The following is a 19,219-nucleotide window of genomic DNA, read 5'->3' on the forward strand; positions in this document are numbered from 1 at the left end:
ACAGACGGCCCCATATCGCAGAAAAGCTTCAGCATTTAACGGCATTCCTATTAGCTACAAACAGAACATGCATGGAGGGCAGATGAAAGCACTATTTCCAGAATACGATCATTCAGAATCACTAAATTATCCGGACGTATGGGAAAGTGCATTATTCGTATTCGACACGAACGTTCTTCTGAATCTTTATCGATATCATGAAAGCACACGTAGAGAGCTTTTAAATATCCTGAAGACCTTAGAGGATCGTATATGGATACCACATCATGTAGCTTTAGAATTCCAAAGAAACCGGCTCTCAGTTATTGCAAGTCAAGGAAATGGCTTCAAGGAAATGAGGACGATACTAACCACAACAAAAAACAAACTGAAGGATGATATTTACAAACTAGGCCTTCACAACAGACACACACTTATAAATGCTGAAAAACTGATCAACGACTTCGAAGAGCTGACTAATAACTTTTCCAAAGAGCTAGAAACACTAGAATCTTCCCAACAAAAAATCAATGAACATGACCCTATAAAAAAACTCATTGAAGAGCTTTTTTCAGGCAAGGTAGGTTCTGCCCACAAATTGCAAAAGGAAGTTGATGACCTTAGCAAAGAGGCAGAAACAAGGTATAAACTTAAGATTCCACCGGGGTACAAAGATGATGAAAAAGACAAAAACAAACCTGATGACTTTATGCACAAGGGGATTTTCTATAAGCGTAAATATGGCGACTATATAGCTTGGTCGCAGACATTAGATAAAGCCCAGACCCTTACCTCAAAGAAATTAATCTTTATAACGGATGATGGCAAAGAAGATTGGTGGCAAAAACTCAATGGGGAAGGCTCAAGCAACAACCTTGGACCTAGAACCGAGTTAATTGATGAAGCCATTCGCATCGGAAAACTTGAAGCCTTTTTAATGTACAGGCCAGAAGGTTTTCTAAAATATGCAAAAGAGTCGTTGCAGGCAAGCGTCTCCGAAGACGCAATGAACGACGTAAGAAAAGTCTCAATCAGCAATACGGTCACACACTTAACAGACTCATACGTGGATTTGACATCTACAAATGCCGAGTACGCAATTAAGGATTGGCTGTCGACGACTTTTCAGTACGTTGAGGGCGTTCGCGCAAACTTTCCAGATTTTATAGTTCATCATGAAGAAGAAATATTAGCTTTTGAGGTTTTTCTATTTACTCCAGACCGCCTCGACAGAGAGCTTCGTATCTTTAATGACATCTGCGAGACTGAAAGCTTTTTCAATGAAGATCTATTTGACGACCTCACTATCATATGGGTAGTAAACAAGGAAAGTGACTTACCAGCACTGTCAAAAATTCTAAAAAAACACACTAATTTTAACCACAACTACAACATATCAATACAAGCAGCATTAATGGAGTCCACTGGAAACTTCCCAACAATCACAAAACTCTGGCCGATTAACACTTGGTAACATTCCAGACAACGTCACAGGGTGGAGAAACCCTCAGGCCCAAGGGGTCCCTAGCGCTAGGCCAAGCGCTCAGTTGTGGCAATTTTGATTACTGCGAGACAGACCAAAGGAGCCGACTCGGACCGTTTGGTCTGCTTGGCTCCCGCTTCTCCTGACAGCAGGCTGGAGCAGGTATTGCGATGACAGCAACACCTTCGCTCAATCGTGCTCCTTGCTCACCTTTAAGCGGTGGGGTGGTGAAGCGCCACCTCGTCTAAATCTGTCTCACGGACAGAATTGCATCTGATCAGCCAGATTTGCCTCACTCCAAAGCAGGAAATCCTGCTTTTAAATTCCCCCGATCATGGATGTTCCACCACTGGTGGAAGATGCACCCAAAACTGGATGCATCAAATCCGCGCCACGTTTTCACATCTCACAAAACGTGGCGCGGAAACCTGACATCCCGAAACGGTAGGTCAGCCCTCCCCGCTCCATCCTCAATCAGTGGTTGGACTAATCCGAAAGCATGGCCGTGTATCACTTTGCTTACCCTAGACTTACTGCAACAAAAATGCCCTCTTCAATCCACCCAAAACTAACTATTTCAGTCCCGTTTAATCCGGTTATGTGTATCACCTAGAGTGCACCTAAAAAGCACTGGATAAATGATCAGATAATGCCTAATGTGAGTTTTTGAGCCACTCAAAACCCATTCGAGGCAGCACCCATGAACACAGCTAAGCCCGCTCGAGGACGCCAGCACAAACCAACTCGATCCGAAGTTGCCGCCGCCTGGGGCCGCCTTCGCGAAGCCGCAGCAGACGGAAGCGTTCAAGCATCCGCCCTGCTGATAGCGCTCGCCGAAAACAAACCGGTCATCGCTATGGAATCGCCCGCCGCATGACTGATCGCGATAAAGCCGGCAAATGGAAGCCCGGACAGTCGGGTAACCCCGGCGGCCGCTCCGGCCAGACGCAAGAGCTGCGCGCCCGACTCGCAGAAGGTGCAGACGCCGTGACAAAGAAGGTTCTGACAGCGGCCAAGAAAGGCGATATGCAGGCTTGCCGTCTGATCCTTGAACGCCTGGTACCGCCAATCAAGCCAACTGCCGAGACAGTGTGCTTCGACCTGGACGACACCGACCTGCCCAGCGCAGCCAAATCAATCCTTCGCGCAGTTGCCGCCGGCGAGCTACCGCCCGACCAGGGCAAGGCATTGATCGAAGGGCTAGGCGCTGTTGCCCGAGTCATCGAGGTTGCCGAGCTAGAGAAGGCCGTCGAAGAACTCCGCGAACAGATGGAGGGAATGCGGCAATGAGCATTAAGTGGATGCGGGCCGAGCTCAAGCGAATTGCAGAGAAGATCGGCACCGAAGATGAAGAGACAGTGCTCGTTATGTTGACGGTGGTGGACTGCAGGGTTGACGCGGTTGAGGGGGAGATGGATTACCCCGAGACAGTGGGCCATTCGTTCAACTATCCCGTCTTGGGCGTACAGACGGTGATGCACTTCCCACTGTGCACCATGAACAGCAATGACGCGGCCAATCTGGCAGAGGCGTTCATTCTCCACGTCCGCGCAATTGAAAGCCTCCGCCGTCCCGCTCCGGTAGGTGTGATGGATATGCGGCCATTCCCAAGTCCTGGTGCCTGGATCTTCCCGCCACTGGCTGCTGGGCAAGACATCAAAGATCACGTCGCAAAACAGTATCAACTGATCATCGAGGCCCGCCATGAACATACGTAGCCAGGTGGCCAAGTTGCGCCAGCAATCCGGTCTCACCCAGTTCAATCGCGACGTGCGAGAGATCAGCGCCCTTATGGACGAGTTGCACGTCGCAGCAACCGGCGGCGGCCCCCAAGAGAGCGTGTCCCTATTCGAGATCCTGAGCGAAGCCTCAGACCAACAAACGGCCGAACCACGGCCAGACAATCAAAAGGTAACCCAATGAAAATCGGCAAACGATCCGTCCTCAAAGTTGGCTTGGCCAACCTCCACTACTCCGAATACGAGCACTCCCAGGTAGAGGCAAGAACCTTCAATATTCAGCGCCCCGATGGCACCAAAGGAACCTGGCAGGCCGGTGGCTTGCTGAAGTCCGTTCGCCATTTGCAGGGATTGTCGCTGGAGGCGTTCAAGGACCTCGGAGAAGAAATTCTCTCGATTCGCGAGAACAAGGACCTCAACGCCGCTGCCATTGAGCGCAAGGGCAAAGAGCAGATTGACGGAATCATCCCCGCTCTGATGCCGGCGATGGAGAAGGCGGCAAAAGATATGCTCACGCTGGCCCAAACAGTGGCCAGCGGGTTTGCAGCGGTCACGCCTCGCGCTAGCTCGGACGTTGTTGGTTTCCTGGCTGATCAGGAGCTGCGAGCCATCGTGCGAGGCCTCAAGCCGGAGGAGCGTCAGCGGCTAGTAGCTGAAGCGCGCGCTGGTAGTCACCCCGACGTTGTAGAGGCCGTGCTCAGGGCAAACCCAATGCTCTCCGGGCTATCGCCAGAGGCGGCTGACAGCCTTTCGCGCGCAGGCATTGCCGCGTCGCGCGCCGAAGACATCGAAGGGCTCAAGCAGATGCTAGCGATCTACGATGACGTGCTGGCCACCGCCTCCAATGCGGGTGTCGCACTGAGCGGTATGGTCGCCAATTCGAATGGGTACACCGGCCGGTTTGAGAAGTGGAGATCGGGCTGCGAAGGCTCCGAAGCGCTTCGCGAATGGCTGGCAAAAATGCCCTCTCGCACCTCCGCAAAAGCGTCTCCTGATCAATCCGAAGCGGCCTAACTGTCGCACCCGTGCGCTACGCAAGTATTGGTGGCGCCGATCAACGGCAGACCCTGTGAGTGTGAAGACATGACCTTTCAAGAGCGTTTTACCGAAGCGTGCAAAACGCAGAAATTCAAACCCTACGAACTGATCCAGGGGCCAGACGCCGGCTACACAGTGTGGGAGGTCCAGAGCGTCAGCGGTGGCCAACAGGTGACAATCGACGGCCCCTTCTTCACCGAGGAAGAGGCCAGGGTTTCGGCCGACCTGCTGAGGGGGACATTCCGAGGCGCCCGGGCCAGAGATGCGATCTACAACCGGGTGTGGAACTACGAACCGCGCCAGGAACAACTGACAATCGACCAGGCGCATATGTCGCGCGCTGTGCTCGCCATTCGCCTTGGGCTTCCAGCCCCGTCCACCAATCCATAGGAGGCCCCATGGCCGCTACAGCAATCGATTATTCGCCGCGGACCACTATCTTTTTGGGCGGGTCACTTGCAAAGAAATACGGGCGAAAGCATACCTTTGTCCTTTCCAGCCATGGAGATGTTCGAGAGTCGGTGAGGGCCATAGATGTAAACCACCCCGGGTTCGCCGACGATCTGTGCAGGGCCAAATCCAAAGGGCTTGAATTCGCTATTTTTCGCAATAGGAGGAATGTCGGCGAAGACGAACTTGGCCTGGGCGGGAATAGAGAAATTCGGATTGTCCCGGTGATTACGGGTAGTAAGCGTGCCGGATCATTGCAGACGATAGTCGGCGCCGTGCTAATCGTTGTGGGTGCGGTCGTAACAGCAATGGGTGGCGGTGCCGTGGGCATACCAATGATGAAGATGGGAGCTGTTGTGGCCATCGGCGGCGTAATCCAGATGCTCAGCCCCCAGGCTGGTGGTCTGAAGACCAGCGCTGCGCCAGAGAACACGCCCGGCTACGCCTTCGGCAGCGCCAAGAACACCACGGCATCCGGTAACCCGGTACCGCTCTGCTACGGCAAGCGGCGGGTAGGAGGCGCGATTATCAGCGCCGCTATCTACGCCGAAGACCAGATGTAGCCAATACCTGAAACACCGCAGCTACCCATGAGGCGGCTTCAACCCGAGGATGGTACATTCCTCGTTTTACGGAGAAGAACCCCATGCAAAGGACAATTGCCCCTCTCCTGCTGACCGCCTTGCTGGTGGGCTGCTCGACATCTGCCGTCTCTGTCGATCAGGCAAGGCAGGCCAGCGCCAGCAGCGTTTATTCGTATCAGGCGCTCCCCGCTACGCCCTACGCCACACTCACTGTGGTGAGAGACTCCGGCTTTGTCAGTTCGGGTTGTGACATGGGGATCTATGTCGACGGCAAGCTGGTGGCCAGGCTGGCGACCAAGGAGAAGGCCACCTTCAAGATCCCGGCCGGCAACATCGTGCTGGGTGCCGGTGTGATCGGTGGAGGTCTCTGTGGTACCGCCGCGGATCGTCGGGAGCGAGAGGTTTCTCTCGGCGCTGGCCAGGTAAAAAATTACCGTGCCTTCATCAGCAGCGAAGCAGACGTAGACATCCTACCGACCACTCTTTGAACCGCCACCGTGTCGAAAACAACACAGCGTATTGAAACCTACACACTGTGGCGTTTTCACCACTTCACCATCGTGCCTGATGGACCTGAGAGGTTCTAGGCGTTTGCGAGTCGTGCGGGACAAGCCATTCAGAGCCCGTCATGAGGCCTGCGCGTACAAAAACGCACTAACTGCGCCTGCGAACAAAAATAGAACTTGCAGAAGCGTCGATGTGCACTGATATCGAAAAAAACGCAGCGGTATCAAGTATCCAACGTGCGGATTTGAAGTGCTTTTAATCAGCTTCTTTAGAAGAAATCCACGCATCCACCTAGGAAATGGCATAAGAAAGGTTGTGAAAACTCTCTCCATATTCAGCTCTGTTACCATCTGACGGCCCTCCACTTCTGCTGCGTTTTCGATTTTTCCCGCTTCTTCAAAATAATGCTTTAGGGCCGTCTGAACCCTACTCGTTTTTGACTCATTTTGAGCATCTGAAATCTGACATTGAATGGCGAAGAACTTTGACGTCACGCCAAAAAGTATCGACAAAACAAGAAACAGACCACTCAATTTGAACCCCGCGGCAGTCAAAAACGGAAGTATCGAGCCTACATTCGTGAGAAGTAGAGCAGTAGCCGCGCCTGTACCAACCGTAAGCCAGGTGGAGTAATTGTCAAAGAATCGCGTCGACTCAATAACGTTCTCAAAAATCAGAGACACCAGCCCATTTTCAGCATTCTGAATGTTGAGTCGATTCCACTCGGCGAGGTGATCCGGCTTGGTTAACTGCTCAGGCGGTTCCATGATGAGGCTCCTAATTTCAAGTCAAGTTGATGAGGTGTGGGCTTTCGAATCAGCAACTCCCTGATGATGCTAACGCTTTCTCCTCCATTTTGAGTATGCCTATCCAGATACAGGCTTATTTTGCCTTTCTCGGGCTTTTCGCTTGATAAGTAACACCCAAAGTGCAACAGTATTAGTAGAACGCCCTAACTGATACAGGCACCCATCATGTTCATCCGCGCATACCTCCGAGCATCCACCGAAGAGCAAGACGCCGGCCGCGCCCGCGCCTCGCTCGAGCAGTTCGCCAGTGACCATAACAAGGTCATCGCCAGCGTGTACCTGGAGAACGCCAGCGGCGCCACCGCCGACCGGCCAGAGTTGCTGCGCCTGCTGAAAGACGCGCGCAAGGGTGACGTTCTGCTGGTTGAATCGATAGACCGGCTCTCCCGCCTGCCGGTTGAGGACTGGCAAAGACTCAAGGCGGCTATCGACTCCAAGGGGCTGCGCATCGTCGCGCTCGACCTGCCGACCAGCCACCAGGGAATGCAGGACACCAAGGGCGACGAGTTCACCGGGCGGATGCTGGGGGCCATCAACTCAATGCTGGTGGAAATGATGGCAGCGATCGCGCGCAAGGATTACGAGCAACGCCGCGACCGCCAGGCCCAGGGCATCGAGAAGGCCAAGGCGGCCGGCAAGTACCAGGGGCGTCCGGTGGACGCCGATCTGCACAAGCGCGTGGCCGAGCTGCTCGGCGCCGGCCTGGGGATTCGCGCAACGGCACGGCACGCCAACTGCTCGACCACCACCGTATTGCGAATTCGGGACTCTGCTCGCTGCTAAATCGACCCTTAACAGCCCACCCTGTAACGCCTAGTGATAGGCCACGGAGAAATGCGGAAAGGCAGCTTCGCAGCCGGAATAAGGCCAAATGCGACACCTACTTCGCCCGTCATTCGATTGATCAAAGCAGCTTGGTTGTCCGGACCGATAGAATCCCACCAAATAGGAGATACATGCACGTTTTCAAAATTATCGAATAGGTACGAAACAACTTTTGCAGATATATCCGCGTCCTTAACGCGCTCAAGGCTCTCGATGAGAGGAATGCAGGTCTCATCATCATCAGGCAGCCAAGTGAATACGATTTGCCCCTTATCGCCGCCGTAGAACGATGTAACGCTCATCATATTTGGGATCAGACCTACGTCAGCCATATCCTGCAGGTGCTGACCCTCAAAATCTTTATCTGGTGCATAGGTAGCGCTGCACATTACTGGCGGGGCGTTTTCCAGCTCAATCACGTAGGAGCGGACGTCAGCAAAGTCAGAGCTAAGCAGATGTTTTTCAAAGCGCGGCTTGTGGTGATTGATGTCGCGCAATGCGGCTCTTATCCCTGCACCGTGTAGGAAGGCGAACGCTTGAATTTCGAATTGTTGATCCGGTGTTTTTCCTCGATCCATTTCCTTATGCAGCACGCTCTGATCGGCGGCTGCTCGCTTTGTGTAAATTTCTCTGGCGTAGGCCCTATAGGCAAGCAAAAAGCACTGTTCTTGAGTGCCGAAAAATTTCTCTTTTTCAACAGGCCCAAATAGCTCATCGTCGTGCTTGGAGCAGAATCCAGTGAAAGTAGAAGCCTTCCGCACGCCCACTCTTTCGGGATGCAAGACCCCTTTGTATTTGATCAAACTTTCCAATGTCGGAATGAATGTGAGTACGTGGCCCTCATCGGCGATCTGATTGAGACTTCCCGAACGGGGCACTGTATGAGCAGAAACGATAGTACTTGTGCATTGATCATGGAGTGAGTCAGGAGCAGAGCAAAGCCGCTTAGAGAAGCTTTTCCGGTGCGCAGAGCTTATGTCCCAGGACTTGAGGGGATCAGCAGCGGCGCGTCCCAAATGACAACGCTTGAATTTCTTCCCCGAACCACACCAGCACAGCTCATTTCTACCCATGTTCATAAAGCCTCCTGTTTATGGCGACTATTACAACCACAAAAAAACCCCGCAAGGCTGACCTATGCGGGGTTTATTTTCGCCTCTTGCTGCCACCCTGCTGTCACCAAAAATAGTGCTATCGGGAATATGGCTTAAGAGGCCCGTAATATATGGTGTCCCAGGGCCGGTTCGAACGGCCAACCTTCCCCTTAGGAGGGGGATGCTCTATCCAATTGAGCTACTGGGACAAATGACAGTCGCCCGGCCAAAGGCATGGCGACGGACGGCGAGCATGTTAACGGCCAAGGTCCGTTTTGTCATGTCGTCCGTTGGCTTTTTACGTGTAGGTCATTCCTCGCCCGGCAGATCGCTACTTGGCCCAGTAAAACCGGGACTTGCAGGGCATCGTGCAAAATGCACTCCCCCAAAATGCCAGCATTGCAAATTGCAATCAGAAAGCCCCGTTGTTTAATCCCAACCCATTGATTTTATTGAAAATAAACATTGGCACGGCATCTGCAATATCTTCTATAAGACAAGTCCTACACGGACAACCCATCACCAACCTGGCAGAGCAATCGGCGGAGAACATGAACATGAACAGTGCGCTTCTGTTAGCCCTCAATACCGTGGCACTCGCCGCTTTGGTGATGTTTCATTTCCAGTCGACCACAGGTGATGACGTTGCGCAGCTTCGCCAGCCCGTTCCACACCACCTGCAGCAGCGTCCGCAATTGGCGGTGATGACTGCAAATGCGCAAACGCCTGTGCGCGTCACACAGAATGCACAGTCAGCTCCCACCGCTGAACACTGGGTTTTCTAAGGAAGCTGTCATGTCCAAATCCTCCTGGTTGTTTCTCTGCCTAACCCTGATCAGCGCCGCTTTTGGCCTTCAGGCCTCTGCACAAGAGGGGCAAATCACAGCCTTTATCGCCAGTGCGGTATTCGCTGTGTTGCTGGTGCTCACGCTGATCGTCGGTCGCCGTATCAAGTTCGATCCTGTGCTGCGCTGAAAGCTGCTGTTGCGCCACCTTCCCCGCCATCTCCTACCTTACGTCGTATAGACCTAGTAAATTGGCAGAATGCCACTAGTCTTAGCACTAGGGGCAAACAGCCATATTGCTTTACGATGTGCGCCCTCCAGACATTCGCTGCGGTGGTTGGCGTGTTGATCCGCGTTTAACGCGCGCGCCACGCAAAAAATATTCAAACCAGTCCGCAAAAATGCAAATCAGTGCTGGCATAAAGCCTTTAGGCAGTTCAATATTTGTCACAGAATTGACGCCAAGGAAATGTCGAATCTGAGGCATGATGCGACCTCTTTGCAATTCGGGTTGAACTTTGGTCGTGAGTCTTGTCTTAACACTCATCCTTGCGGCCAATTCCAAAAACCGCTCCCCTGAACTAACCGGTTAAATATATGCGCCCATTGAAACAGGCAATTTATTCCAGCCGTACGGCTGACAAATTCGTCGTACGTCTGCCAGACGGTATGCGGGAACGCATTGCCGAGGTGGCTCGCAATCATCACCGCAGCATGAACTCTGAAATCATCGCGCGCCTGGAGCAGAGCCTTATTCAGGAAGGTGCGTTGGGCGAAGAGCTGAGCATGCGTCTGGACAGTCCGGAGTTGTCACTGCACGAACGCGAGCTGCTGCAGCGCTTTCGTCAGCTTTCCCACCGCCAGCAGAATGCCCTCGTTTCGCTTATCGCGCACGACGTTGAGGCGGCCGCAGAAGCCAATTGATTCAAGATTGCAAAATTGAAAGCCGAAGCCAGCTGAATGCTGGCTTTTTTTTGCCTGAAATTTGAGGGGCCACTCTTCATCAGGAGCGAGCTTGCTCGCTCCCACAGAGCACCTTACAACAGGAATATGGTCGCCAAGCCGAGGAAGATGAAGAAACCTCCACTGTCCGTCATGGCTGTGATCATGACACTCGCCCCCATTGCGGGGTCGCGACCAAGGCGTGCCAGGGTCATCGGAATCAACACGCCCATGAACGCAGCCAACAGCAGGTTGAGCGTCATGGCGGCAGTCATCACCACGCCGAGCGACCAACTGCCATACAGCAAGTAGGCCACCACACCGATCACCCCACCCCACACCAGACCGTTGATAAGCCCGACGGCCAGCTCCTTGCGCAGCAAGCGGGAAGAGTTGGCGGTACTCACCTGATCCAGCGCCATCGCGCGCACGATCATGGTGATGGTCTGGTTACCGGAGTTACCGCCGATGCCCGCCACAATCGGCATCAACGCCGCCAGTGCCACGAGCTTTTCAATAGAGCCTTCAAACAGCCCGATGACTCGCGAGGCGATGAACGCGGTAATCAGGTTAACCGCCAGCCATGCCCAGCGGTTATGCAGCGAGCGCCAGACCGAGGCAAAAATATCTTCCTCCTCACGCAAACCCGCCATGTTGAGGACTTCGGTTTCACTCTCTTCACGAATCAGATCGACGATTTCGTCGATGGTCAAACGGCCAATCAGCTTGCCGTTCTTGTCAACCACCGGCGCCGAGATCAAGTCATAACGCTCAAAGGCCTGGGCCGCGTCATACGCGTCCTCGTCCGGGTGAAAGCTCACGGTATCGCTGGCCATCAAGTCCGCAACTTTCTTCTCCGGATCGTTCACCAGCAGGCGCTTGATCGGCAGTACGCCCTTGAGGATGCCCTCATAGTCGACGACAAACAGCTTGTCGGTATGACCTGGCAGCTCCTTCAGACGGCGCAGGTAGCGCAAAACCACCTCGAGGCTGACGTCTTCGCGAATGGTGACCATCTCGAAGTCCATCAGGGCGCCGACCTGGTCCTCGTCGTACGACAGCGCTGAACGCACGCGCTCACGCTGCTGAGTGTCCAGCGCCTCCATCAGCTCATGGACAACATCACGCGGCAATTCAGGCGCAAGGTCAGCCAGTTCGTCGGCGTCCATTTCCTTGGCGGCGGCCAGCAGCTCGTGATCGTCCATGTCGGCGATCAGGGTTTCACGTACGGAGTCGGATACTTCGAGCAGGATGTCGCCGTCGCGGTCAGCCTTGACCAACTGCCAGAGCGTCAGTCGATCATCCAGCGGCAAGGCTTCAAGAATATAGGCGACGTCGGCGGAGTGCAGGTCATCGAGCTTGCGCTGCAGCTCGACGAGGTTTTGCCGATGGACCAGGTTTTCAACGCGGTCGTGATTCGGGCCTTCCTGGCGATGCGTGAGGTCTTCGACCACGCGCTGGCGCTGCAGCAGCTCGATGACTTGAGCCAGGCGATCCTGCAGGCTGTCTTGTGTTTTCTTAACTTCTACTTCGGTCATAGGCGAACTCCACTCCCAGCAGCGGGGCACGCCGGAAGGATCAATCAGTCAATTCATGATTGGTAAAGCGGGTTACTGAGTTACTACTGGGTAAGTCCATGGAGGTATTCCACAAGCCCCGGCGGGGCTGACGGGCGCAATGATACACCGCTCGGTGGCTTTTAATCTTAAAAAACTGGAGAGAACAAGCGCTTGCGAGGCAAAGTTGAGCCTGAGCTGCACCGGGAACTGCGACGTCGCAACCCGGGCGGAAAACACATCAGGGTGATGGATCAGGAGAAATCCTGCACAAACGCCAGACGGCAAAAAGCCCGCACTTGGCGGGCTTTTTGTTTGTATGGTGCACTCGACAGGATTCGAACCTGTGACCGCTCGGTTCGTAGCCGAGTACTCTATCCAGCTGAGCTACGAGTGCAGATTGTGTTTTTAGACCAGATCACAACTGGTTGAAGCCGAGTCACCGCATTGCTGCAGTTTACTCTTAAATGGTGCACTCGACAGGATTCGAACCTGTGACCGCTCGGTTCGTAGCCGAGTACTCTATCCAGCTGAGCTACGAGTGCATTTGTTGCCGCGCATTATAGGCCGTTCAATCTCTATGTAAAGCGATTTTTTCGAGTAATTTCAACAACTTACCGATAAATCCAGACTGCAACGTACTAAGCAAATAATGGCGGAGAACGGGGGATTCGAACCCCCGACACCCTTTTGAGGTGTACTCCCTTAGCAGGGGAGCGCCTTCGGCCACTCGGCCAGCTCTCCGCAACACGGGGCGTATATTAACCACGTTCATCCCCGTTTGCAAACACAAAAAGCGATAAAAATTAATGGCTTGGTTCTTCGTCGTTTTCCTCGTCCTCGTCCTGCTGCTGACGTCCCTGCTGCTCTTTCTCCTTTTCCTTTTCCTTACTGATCCGCTGGAAGATTTCCTCCCGGTGGACCGCTACCTCTTTCGGAGCGTTAACCCCGATACGCACTTGATTGCCTTTGACGCCGAGCACGGTCACGGTGATTTCGCCATCACCGATAATCAGGCTTTCTGCGCAACGACGAGTCAGAATCAACATAACCTTTCACCTCACGCACTTCAGTTCTGGAACAACAGTCTGCAAAAAAAACGCTCAGCCTACGCTGCAGGAGCGGGTAGACCTTGCATCTGAGTATTGTCGAGCCGACGCAAAAGACCACGCGCCCCACAAAAAAGGAAAGGCGCGGTATACCGCGCCCTTCCGGCACTGCCTTACTCGCCCTGTCGGGCCGGCGCATCGAGCTCAAAAGCGGTGTGCAACGCGCGCACCGCAAGCTCCAGGTACTTCTCTTCAATCACCACCGAGACTTTGATTTCCGAGGTGGAGATCATCTGGATATTGATGCTTTCCTTGGCCAGGGCCTCGAACATGCGGCTGGCAACACCGGCATGGGAACGCATGCCCACACCCACGATCGACACCTTGGCAATTTTGGTATCGCCGACCACTTCACGGGCGCCAATCCCGCTCGCGGTGTTCTGCAGGATACGCTCGGCCGCATCGTACTCGTTGCGGTGCACGGTGAAGGTGAAATCGGTGGTGTTATCGTGCGAAACATTCTGCACGATCATGTCGACTTCAATATTTGCGCCACTGATCGGACCGAGGATCTTGAACGCCACGCCCGGAGTATCCGGCACGCCACGGATCGTCAGCTTGGCTTCATCGCGGTTGAAAGCGATGCCGGAAATGATCGGCTGTTCCATGGATTCCTCTTCATCAATAGTAATGAGGGTGCCCGGACCCTCTTTGAAGCTGTGCAATACGCGCAGCGGAACGTTGTACTTGCCGGCAAACTCCACCGCACGAATCTGCAACACCTTGGAACCGAGACTGGCCATCTCCAGCATCTCTTCGAAGGTGATCTTGTCCAGGCGCTGAGCCACGGACACGACACGCGGATCGGTGGTGTAGACGCCGTCCACATCGGTGTAGATCTGGCATTCATCCGCCTTGAGAGCCGCTGCCAGCGCAACGCCCGTGGTGTCCGAACCGCCACGTCCGAGGGTGGTGATGTTGCCGTGCTCATCCACCCCCTGGAACCCAGCTACCACTACCACGCGACCGGCTTTCAGATCAGTACGAATTTTCTGATCATCAATCTGCAGGATTCGCGCCTTGGTATGCGCGCTGTCGGTCAGGATGCGCACCTGGCTGCCCGTGTAGGACACCGCCGGCACGCCGCGCCTGTTCAGCGCCATGGCCAGCAAGCCAATGGTCACCTGCTCGCCGGTGGACACGATCACATCCAGCTCACGCGGCAACGGTTGCTGATCGCCACTGATGGCCTTGGCCAGTTCGATCAGGCGATTGGTTTCACCGCTCATGGCCGACAGCACCACCACCAGGTCATCGCCGGCGTCGCGGAACTTCTTAACCTTGTCGGCGACCTGCTCGATTCTTTCGACAGAGCCGACCGAGGTGCCTCCAAATTTCTGTACGATCAAAGCCATTTCTAAGCCGCCTCAGCCCGTAAAGGGGCGCCTGATTTCCAATTCAACCAGCACTCAACCGCCCGCGACAGGGTCGCGGGCCGTTTAACAGCGCCTTAAATACCTGCTTCGACAAATGGCACGGTCAGGGCCAGGGCCGCATCCAGGGCACCGGCGTCCACACCACCGCCTTGCGCCATGTCCGGGCGACCACCGCCCTTCCCGCCCACTGCCGCAGCGGCCTGTTTCATCAAATCACCGGCTTTGAGTTGGCCAGTCAGGTCCTTGGTTACACCCGCAACCAGCACGACCTTATCCTCATGCACACCGCCGAGCAGGATCACTGCGCGGCCGAGCTTGTTCTTCAACTGATCGACCAGGGCCAGCAACGCCTTGCCGTCCTGACCGTCCAGACGTGCCGCCAGTACTTTCACACCCTTGACGTCCACTGCAGCGGCCGACAGATCGTCACCCGCTGCACTGGCCGCCTTGGCCTGCAACTGTTCCAGCTGCTTCTCCAGCGCACGGTTGCGCTCGAGCACGGCGGACAGTTTGTCGATCAGGTTGTCGCGGCTGCCCTTGACCAGGCTGGCCGCTTCCTTGAGTTGTTCTTCGGCCGCATTCAGGTAGGCCAGAGCCGCAGCACCGGTGACCGCCTCGATACGCCGCACACCAGACGCCACACCGCCTTCGCTGACAATTTTCAGCAGCGCGATGTCGCCGGTGCGGTTGGCGTGGATACCGCCGCACAGCTCCACCGAGAATGCGCCGCCCATGCTCAGCACGCGCACGCTGTCGCCATACTTCTCGCCGAACAGCGCCATCGCGCCCTTGGCCTTGGCGGTGTCGATATCGGTTTCTTCGGTCTCGACCGGAGTGTTGCGACGAATCTCGGCGTTGACGATGTCTTCAAGGGCCTTGATCTGCGCAGGCTTGATCGCTTCAAAGTGGCTGAAGTCGAAGCGCAGGCGCTGGCTGTCGACCAGCGAACCCTTCTGCTGGACATGCTCGCCCAGCACCTGGCGCAAGGCCGCGTGCAGCAAGTGGGTGGCCGAGTGGTTCAGCGCGGTGGCATGGCGCACGTCCGCATCCACCTGGGTGTCGACCGGCGCACCGACCGTCAGATTGCCCAGCACCAGCACACCGTGATGCAGGAACGCACCGCCGGTCTTGGTGGTGTCACGCACATCAAAACGCCCGGACGTGGAGCTGAGGAAACCACAGTCACCGATCTGGCCACCGGATTCGGCGTAGAACGGCGTCTGGTCAAGCACCACGACGGCTTCTTCGCCTTCGCTCAACACGTCGACGGATTTGCCGTCCTTATAGATCGCAACGATTTTGGCCGCGCCGGCGGTCGCCTTGTAGCCGATGAATTCGGTCGGCACGTCGACCTTGACCAGGGTGTTGTAATCCAGGCCAAAAGAGCTGGCGGACCGGGCGCGCACGCGCTGGGCCTCCATCTCACGCTCAAAGCCGGCCTCATCGATGGTCAGCTCGCGCTCACGGGCGATGTCGGCGGTCAGGTCCATCGGGAAGCCGTAGGTGTCGTACAGTTTGAACACCACGTCGCCCGGCACGACCGTGCCTTTAAGCTCGGCCAGATCCTGCTCGAGAATTTTCAGGCCGTGTTCCAGGGTCTTGGAGAACTGCTCCTCCTCGGCCTTGAGCACGCGCTCGATGTTGGTCTGCTGCTGCTTGAGCTCAGGGAAAGCCTCGCCCATCTCGGCCACCAGCGCGGCGACGATCTTGTAGAAAAAGCTGCCAGTGGCGCCCAGCTTGTTACCGTGGCGGCAAGCGCGACGGATGATGCGGCGCAGCACGTAGCCACGGCCCTCGTTGGAGGGCAGCACGCCGTCGGCGATCAGGAAACCGCAGGAACGGATGTGGTCGGACACCACCTTGAGCGAAGACTGGCTTTCATTGGCGCAGCCAATGGCCGCCGCCGAGGCGCTCAGCAGGTTGGTGAACAGGTCGATTTCATAGTTGGAGTGAACGTGCTGCATCACCGCACTGATCCGCTCCAGGCCCATGCCGGTGTCCACCGACGGCGCCGGCAGCGGATGCAACACGCCGTCGGCGGTGCGATTGAACTGCATGAACACGTTGTTCCAGATTTCGATGTAACGGTCGCCGTCTTCTTCCGGCGAGCCCGGCGGGCCGCCCCAGATGTCGGCGCCGTGATCGTAGAAAATCTCGGTGCAGGGGCCGCACGGGCCGGTGTCGCCCATGGTCCAGAAGTTGTCGGACGCGTACGGGGCGCCCTTGTTGTCGCCGATGCGAATCATGCGCTCGGCGGGCACGCCGATCTGTTGGGTCCAGATGTCATAGGCTTCGTCGTCCGTCGCGTAGACGGTGACCCAGAGCTTTTCCTTGGGCAGCTTCAACACGCCGGTGAGGAAGGTCCAGGCGAAGGTGATCGCATCTTTCTTGAAATAGTCGCCGAAGCTGAAGTTGCCCAGCATTTCGAAGAAGGTGTGGTGGCGAGCGGTGTAACCGACATTCTCCAGGTCGCTGTTCTTGCCGCCGGCGCGTACGCACTTCTGGCTGCTGGTGGCGCGGGTGTAGGCGCGCTTTTCCTGGCCCAGGAAGCAGTCCTTGAACTGGTTCATCCCCGCGTTGGTGAACAGCAGGGTCGGGTCATTGCCTGGGATCAAGGAGCTGGAGGAGACACGGGTGTGACCTTGCTCTTCGAAGAAGCGAAGGAAGGCTTCACGGATTTCTGCGCTTTTCATTAGGTTCTTCCACGGAGGCTGCGGCCAAAGGCCAGTGCGCAACATCATCAGACGGAGCGACGGCAAAGGGCCGCATTATATCGGCCCTTTGCCGGGGGTACAGCGTGTTTATACGATAGAAACGTTCAATTAGACGGCCTGCACCTGTCAGTTGCGCGAAAACTCGACAAATGCCCGCACCACCTGTTCGAGCTGCGTGCGGTTCACATCCATGTGCGTGACCATACGCAGGCGTGGCGCCGTGCTCAATTTGATGCCCCTTTCGCCAGCAAAATCCTTGAACGCCTGGTGACGGTCACCCATCTGCACGTAGACCATGTTGGTCTGCACCGGCTCCACGGGGTAGCCGGCATCGCGCAGCGCCTCGCCCAGCCACTGGGCGTTGGCGTGGTCGTCGGCCAGGCGTTGCACATGATGATCCAGCGCATACAGCCCCGCCGCCGCCAGCGACCCCGCCTGGCGCATGCCGCCACCGACCATCTTGCGCAGGCGCCGCGCCTTGGCGATCAGCGCTGTGGAGCCGCACAGCACCGAGCCCACTGGCGCGCCCAGGCCCTTGGACAGGCACACCGACACCGAATCGAAATGCCGGGCGATCTCCCGCGCCTCCACGCCCAGCTTGACCGCCGCGTTATAAAGCCGCGCGCCGTCCAGGTGCAGGGACAGGCCATGTTCGTGGGTAAACGCGCGGGCCCTGGCCAGGTAATCGAGCGACAGGACCTTGCCCTGCATGGTGTTTTCCAGCGCCAGCAGGCGGGTAGGCGCGAAGTGAAAATCGTCGGGCTTGATCGCTTCCAGCACCTGGCCCAGATCGAGGGAACCGTCGGCCTGCGCCTCCAGTGGCTGGGGTTGAATCGAACCGAGCACCGCCGCACCACCGCCTTCGTATTTGTAGGTGTGCGCCTGCTGGCCGACGATGTACTCCTCGCCGCGCTCACAGTGGGCCATCAACGCCAGCAGGTTGCTCATGGTGCCGGTAGGCACGAACAGCGCGGCGGCAAACCCCAGGCGCCGGGCCAGCTCGGCCTCCAGGCGATTGACGCTGGGGTCTTCGCCGTAGACGTCATCGCCAGTGGCGGCAGTGGCCATGGCATCAAGCATACCGGGCGTGGGTTGGGTCACGGTGTCGCTGCGCAGGTCTATGACGTTCATCAAGCAGGCCTCTGACGGTGGGGTGTAGTGACGATTACTGCGGGCAACGCCGCGCAATATCAAGCCCTGTGTGGTCAGGAATCGAATATCCATCAAACAAACCGATCTAGGTGATCGATACGGCAATCGTGCAGTTTTGCAAAAACCGTGTTAAAAACCCTTCGCCGTCAGGGTTCTGACGGCAACGTTCTCAGGGCGGGGTGTAATTCCCCACCGGCGGTAATTGCGCGCAATGTGCATAGCCCGCGAGCGCTTGGCGCCTCGAACTGCTCACGCAGGACGGCGGCAAGGTCAGCAGACCCGGTGTGATCCCGGGGCCGACGGTCATAGTCCGGATGAAGAGAGAACGGGATTGGCACCCAAGCGCCGCGCGTCGACCTCATGCCTGCATGACGTCGCTGTTCGTACCCTTGAAATCCCATTCGATTCATAACGCCCTGTTTTTTTCTTAAACAGGAGTCAGAACATGCAACCCACCGCTATCGACAGCAAAAGCAAAAACCATCACGGCGAGCGCGTCGCGTTTATCCAGGCCTGCTGGCACAAGGATATTGTCGACCAATCCCGCAAAGGCTTCCTCGCCGAAATGATCGCCCAGGGCTACCAGGAATCGGACATCGATTTCTTCGAAGTCGGCGGCGCCTTTGAAATGCCCCTGCACGCCAAGCTGCTGGCCAAGACCGGCCGTTACGCCGGCATCGTCGCCGCCGCGCTGGTAGTGGACGGCGGCATCTACCGTCACGAATTCGTCGCCCAATCGGTGGTCAGTGGCCTGATGCAGGTGCAGTTGGAAACCGAAGTGCCGGTGTTCTCGGTGTCCCTCACCCCGCACCACTTCCACGCCGGCAGCGAGCACCACACCTTCTTCTACGAGCACTTCGTGCACAAGGGCCAGGAAGCGGCGCGCACCTGTGCCGATACGCTGCACAAGATTCGCGCGATCTATCAGAGCGAGCTGCAAAAGCGCGTCAGCTGAGTCCGATTGCCGCCCAATCGCACGGGCAGTCCCGTGCGATTGGGCATCCTATATAAGTAAAGCCAGCAACCGCGGTACCGACGATGTAATGGCGTTGACGCTTGTCACAAGCGCTTCCCAAC

Annotated in this window: 20 protein-coding genes, 4 tRNA genes and 1 riboswitch; of the genes, 13 read left to right on the forward strand and 11 right to left on the reverse strand. The window is 56.1% G+C overall.

The window, feature by feature from the left end; all coding sequences use genetic code 11:
* Nucleotides 1–82 precede the first annotated feature (82 nt).
* From RHM60_RS09795 to RHM60_RS09830, 8 genes are all read left to right on the forward strand, one after another.
* Nucleotides 83–1,453, forward strand: a complete 1,371-nt coding sequence (locus tag RHM60_RS09795) for a PIN-like domain-containing protein (protein ID WP_322214301.1) — start codon at nt 83–85, stop codon at nt 1,451–1,453.
* 882 nt (nt 1,454–2,335) lie between these two features.
* Nucleotides 2,336–2,752, forward strand: a complete 417-nt coding sequence (locus tag RHM60_RS09800; RefSeq protein ID WP_322214302.1) for a DUF5681 domain-containing protein — start codon at nt 2,336–2,338, stop codon at nt 2,750–2,752.
* Nucleotides 2,749–3,180, forward strand: coding sequence for a hypothetical protein (locus RHM60_RS09805; protein ID WP_322214303.1), 432 nt, complete (start codon nt 2,749–2,751; stop codon nt 3,178–3,180). The genes RHM60_RS09800 and RHM60_RS09805 overlap by 4 nt, the downstream gene beginning before the upstream one ends.
* Nucleotides 3,167–3,385 carry a hypothetical protein gene (locus RHM60_RS09810; RefSeq protein WP_322214304.1) on the forward strand — a complete coding sequence of 73 codons (219 nt, stop codon included), beginning with the start codon at nt 3,167–3,169 and terminating at the stop codon, nt 3,383–3,385. The genes RHM60_RS09805 and RHM60_RS09810 overlap by 14 nt, the downstream gene beginning before the upstream one ends.
* Nucleotides 3,382–4,215 carry a hypothetical protein gene (locus RHM60_RS09815; protein WP_322214305.1) on the forward strand — a complete coding sequence of 278 codons (834 nt, stop codon included), beginning with the start codon at nt 3,382–3,384 and terminating at the stop codon, nt 4,213–4,215. Before RHM60_RS09810 ends, RHM60_RS09815 begins: the two co-directional genes overlap by 4 nt.
* 69 nt (nt 4,216–4,284) lie before the next feature.
* A complete protein-coding gene (locus RHM60_RS09820) occupies nt 4,285–4,629 on the forward strand; it encodes a hypothetical protein (protein ID WP_322214306.1) in 345 nt (114 codons plus the stop codon).
* Nucleotides 4,630–4,637: 8 nt separating this feature from the next.
* Nucleotides 4,638–5,252: a tail assembly protein gene (locus RHM60_RS09825; RefSeq protein ID WP_322214307.1), complete on the forward strand. Its 615-nt coding sequence runs from the start codon at nt 4,638–4,640 to the stop codon at nt 5,250–5,252.
* An 83-nt stretch (nt 5,253–5,335) separates the two neighbouring features.
* Nucleotides 5,336–5,761: a hypothetical protein gene (locus tag RHM60_RS09830; protein WP_322214308.1), complete on the forward strand. Its 426-nt coding sequence runs from the start codon at nt 5,336–5,338 to the stop codon at nt 5,759–5,761.
* Between the two features lie 138 nt (nt 5,762–5,899).
* Here the strand turns inward: RHM60_RS09830 and RHM60_RS09835 are convergent, their stop codons facing one another.
* A complete protein-coding gene (locus tag RHM60_RS09835) occupies nt 5,900–6,547 on the reverse strand; it encodes a hypothetical protein (RefSeq protein ID WP_322214309.1) in 648 nt (215 codons plus the stop codon).
* Nucleotides 6,548–6,754: 207 nt separating this feature from the next.
* On the opposite strand from RHM60_RS09835, the gene RHM60_RS09840 reads away from it, so the two are divergent.
* On the forward strand, nt 6,755–7,372 hold the full coding sequence (locus tag RHM60_RS09840) for a recombinase family protein (protein ID WP_322214310.1): 618 nt from the start codon (nt 6,755–6,757) through the stop codon (nt 7,370–7,372).
* Between the two features lie 8 nt (nt 7,373–7,380).
* Here RHM60_RS09840 and RHM60_RS09845 read toward each other — a convergent pair whose 3' ends face one another.
* Nucleotides 7,381–8,493, reverse strand: coding sequence for a YecA family protein (locus tag RHM60_RS09845; protein ID WP_322214311.1), 1,113 nt, complete (start codon nt 8,491–8,493; stop codon nt 7,381–7,383).
* Between the two features lie 147 nt (nt 8,494–8,640).
* Nucleotides 8,641–8,717: transfer RNA gene (locus tag RHM60_RS09850), tRNA-Arg, on the reverse strand.
* A 348-nt stretch (nt 8,718–9,065) separates the two neighbouring features.
* On the opposite strand from RHM60_RS09850, the gene RHM60_RS09855 reads away from it, so the two are divergent.
* From RHM60_RS09855 to RHM60_RS09865, 3 genes are all read left to right on the forward strand, one after another.
* Nucleotides 9,066–9,293, forward strand: coding sequence for a hypothetical protein (locus RHM60_RS09855; protein ID WP_322214591.1), 228 nt, complete (start codon nt 9,066–9,068; stop codon nt 9,291–9,293).
* Between the two features lie 10 nt (nt 9,294–9,303).
* A complete protein-coding gene (locus RHM60_RS09860) occupies nt 9,304–9,483 on the forward strand; it encodes a PA3371 family protein (RefSeq protein ID WP_322214312.1) in 180 nt (59 codons plus the stop codon).
* A 407-nt stretch (nt 9,484–9,890) separates the two neighbouring features.
* Entirely contained in the window at nt 9,891–10,217 is a 327-nt protein-coding gene (locus RHM60_RS09865; protein ID WP_003193592.1) for an Arc family DNA-binding protein, read from the forward strand.
* Between the two features lie 113 nt (nt 10,218–10,330).
* On the opposite strand, the gene mgtE is transcribed toward RHM60_RS09865, so the two are convergent.
* The 8 genes from mgtE to ltaE form a co-directional block, all read right to left on the reverse strand.
* Nucleotides 10,331–11,773 (reverse strand): magnesium transporter, encoded by a 1,443-nt coding sequence (gene mgtE / locus RHM60_RS09870; RefSeq protein ID WP_003233511.1) that lies wholly within the window; start codon nt 11,771–11,773, stop codon nt 10,331–10,333.
* Between the two features lie 338 nt (nt 11,774–12,111).
* Nucleotides 12,112–12,188 (reverse strand) — tRNA-Arg (locus RHM60_RS09875).
* 71 nt (nt 12,189–12,259) lie between these two features.
* Nucleotides 12,260–12,336 (reverse strand) — tRNA-Arg (locus RHM60_RS09880).
* A 108-nt stretch (nt 12,337–12,444) separates the two neighbouring features.
* Nucleotides 12,445–12,535, reverse strand: a tRNA-Ser gene (locus RHM60_RS09885).
* Between the two features lie 62 nt (nt 12,536–12,597).
* Nucleotides 12,598–12,840: a carbon storage regulator CsrA gene (csrA, locus tag RHM60_RS09890; protein WP_231422923.1), complete on the reverse strand. Its 243-nt coding sequence runs from the start codon at nt 12,838–12,840 to the stop codon at nt 12,598–12,600.
* Nucleotides 12,841–13,013: 173 nt separating this feature from the next.
* Nucleotides 13,014–14,255: an aspartate kinase gene (locus RHM60_RS09895; RefSeq protein WP_209983998.1), complete on the reverse strand. Its 1,242-nt coding sequence runs from the start codon at nt 14,253–14,255 to the stop codon at nt 13,014–13,016.
* Nucleotides 14,256–14,350: 95 nt separating this feature from the next.
* Nucleotides 14,351–16,969, reverse strand: coding sequence for an alanine--tRNA ligase (gene alaS, locus RHM60_RS09900; protein WP_209984000.1), 2,619 nt, complete (start codon nt 16,967–16,969; stop codon nt 14,351–14,353).
* A gap of 147 nt (nt 16,970–17,116) precedes the next feature.
* Nucleotides 17,117–18,121 (reverse strand): low-specificity L-threonine aldolase, encoded by a 1,005-nt coding sequence (ltaE, locus tag RHM60_RS09905; RefSeq protein WP_209984002.1) that lies wholly within the window; start codon nt 18,119–18,121, stop codon nt 17,117–17,119.
* 182 nt (nt 18,122–18,303) lie between these two features.
* A riboswitch (FMN riboswitch) is annotated at nt 18,304–18,473 on the forward strand.
* 114 nt (nt 18,474–18,587) lie between these two features.
* On the opposite strand from ltaE, the gene RHM60_RS09910 reads away from it, so the two are divergent.
* Nucleotides 18,588–19,097 (forward strand): 6,7-dimethyl-8-ribityllumazine synthase, encoded by a 510-nt coding sequence (locus RHM60_RS09910; RefSeq protein WP_209984004.1) that lies wholly within the window; start codon nt 18,588–18,590, stop codon nt 19,095–19,097.
* Nucleotides 19,098–19,219: the final 122 nt, after the last annotated feature.

It is taken from the genome of Pseudomonas sp. MH9.3, from assembly GCF_034354675.1.
In the GTDB taxonomy this organism is placed as follows: Bacteria; Pseudomonadota; Gammaproteobacteria; order Pseudomonadales; family Pseudomonadaceae; genus Aquipseudomonas.

Excerpts from the sequence above, each read along its gene's own strand:
- RHM60_RS09795 (WP_322214301.1), top strand. The coding sequence starts at position 83 with ATGAAAGCACTATTTCCAGAATACGATCATTCAGAATCACTAAATTAT.
- RHM60_RS09800 (WP_322214302.1), top strand. The coding sequence starts at position 2,336 with ATGACTGATCGCGATAAAGCCGGCAAATGGAAGCCCGGACAGTCGGGT.
- RHM60_RS09805 (WP_322214303.1), top strand. The coding sequence starts at position 2,749 with ATGAGCATTAAGTGGATGCGGGCCGAGCTCAAGCGAATTGCAGAGAAG.
- RHM60_RS09810 (WP_322214304.1), top strand. The coding sequence starts at position 3,167 with ATGAACATACGTAGCCAGGTGGCCAAGTTGCGCCAGCAATCCGGTCTC.
- RHM60_RS09815 (WP_322214305.1), top strand. The coding sequence starts at position 3,382 with ATGAAAATCGGCAAACGATCCGTCCTCAAAGTTGGCTTGGCCAACCTC.
- RHM60_RS09820 (WP_322214306.1), top strand. The coding sequence starts at position 4,285 with ATGACCTTTCAAGAGCGTTTTACCGAAGCGTGCAAAACGCAGAAATTC.
- RHM60_RS09825 (WP_322214307.1), top strand. The coding sequence starts at position 4,638 with ATGGCCGCTACAGCAATCGATTATTCGCCGCGGACCACTATCTTTTTG.
- RHM60_RS09830 (WP_322214308.1), top strand. The coding sequence starts at position 5,336 with ATGCAAAGGACAATTGCCCCTCTCCTGCTGACCGCCTTGCTGGTGGGC.
- RHM60_RS09835 (WP_322214309.1), bottom strand. The coding sequence starts at position 6,547 with ATGGAACCGCCTGAGCAGTTAACCAAGCCGGATCACCTCGCCGAGTGG.
- RHM60_RS09840 (WP_322214310.1), top strand. The coding sequence starts at position 6,755 with ATGTTCATCCGCGCATACCTCCGAGCATCCACCGAAGAGCAAGACGCC.
- RHM60_RS09845 (WP_322214311.1), bottom strand. The coding sequence starts at position 8,493 with ATGAACATGGGTAGAAATGAGCTGTGCTGGTGTGGTTCGGGGAAGAAA.
- RHM60_RS09855 (WP_322214591.1), top strand. The coding sequence starts at position 9,066 with ATGAACAGTGCGCTTCTGTTAGCCCTCAATACCGTGGCACTCGCCGCT.
- RHM60_RS09860 (WP_322214312.1), top strand. The coding sequence starts at position 9,304 with ATGTCCAAATCCTCCTGGTTGTTTCTCTGCCTAACCCTGATCAGCGCC.
- RHM60_RS09865 (WP_003193592.1), top strand. The coding sequence starts at position 9,891 with ATGCGCCCATTGAAACAGGCAATTTATTCCAGCCGTACGGCTGACAAA.
- mgtE (WP_003233511.1), bottom strand. The coding sequence starts at position 11,773 with ATGACCGAAGTAGAAGTTAAGAAAACACAAGACAGCCTGCAGGATCGC.
- csrA (WP_231422923.1), bottom strand. The coding sequence starts at position 12,840 with ATGTTGATTCTGACTCGTCGTTGCGCAGAAAGCCTGATTATCGGTGAT.
- RHM60_RS09895 (WP_209983998.1), bottom strand. The coding sequence starts at position 14,255 with ATGGCTTTGATCGTACAGAAATTTGGAGGCACCTCGGTCGGCTCTGTC.
- alaS (WP_209984000.1), bottom strand. The coding sequence starts at position 16,969 with ATGAAAAGCGCAGAAATCCGTGAAGCCTTCCTTCGCTTCTTCGAAGAG.
- ltaE (WP_209984002.1), bottom strand. The coding sequence starts at position 18,121 with ATGAACGTCATAGACCTGCGCAGCGACACCGTGACCCAACCCACGCCC.
- RHM60_RS09910 (WP_209984004.1), top strand. The coding sequence starts at position 18,588 with ATGCAACCCACCGCTATCGACAGCAAAAGCAAAAACCATCACGGCGAG.